The sequence below is a fragment of the Streptosporangium sp. H13245 genome (genome assembly GCF_055690525.1).
The window spans coordinates 1-525 of record NZ_JBSZKT010000090.1 but is presented as its reverse complement, the minus strand read 5'-3'; the positions used below and the strand labels follow the sequence as shown (position 1 = coordinate 525).

1 rRNA gene is annotated in these 525 nt (G+C 61.1%); it reads right to left on the bottom strand.

What is annotated here, in order from left to right:
• Positions 1–451 precede the first annotated feature (451 nt).
• Positions 452–525 (bottom strand): 16S ribosomal RNA (locus ACW9TB_RS39375); the annotation flags it as partial.

Genomic DNA, 525 nt, shown 5'->3' with positions numbered 1-525 from the left:
GATGCCAAGGCATCCACCGTGTGCCCTAAAAAACTTGGCCACAAAGATGCTCGCGTCCACTATGCAAATCTCAAACAACAAACAGCGACCAAACCCGACCCACCACCAACACCCGGCACGCAGTACACGTAGGTACCCGCACCAAGCCGGTCTGACAGGAGGATGGTCCCGCACGAGGCCAAACAGACAGCAAGCCCGCCAGAAGCGAGCCCGCCCTTTCGTCCGTTCCCTCAGGACCCAACAGTGTGTTCAACCAGCCCCGCCCGCACGGACACCCCGTTCCCACTCCCTCACATGTGAGGGCGGTACTAGTAGTCCCGGCCATCGGGCCTGGTTGAGTAGCCAGTGCTCCACTAATGAGCGTGCCGAGCGTGAGACGTTCGCTCACGAACACGACGTAGACCCCTCCCCACCCGGCTGAGCCGAGCGGAAACGAGCCGGTGCTCCTTAGAAAGGAGGTGATCCAGCCGCACCTTCCGGTACGGCTACCTTGTTACGACTTCGTCCCAATCGCCAGCCCCACCT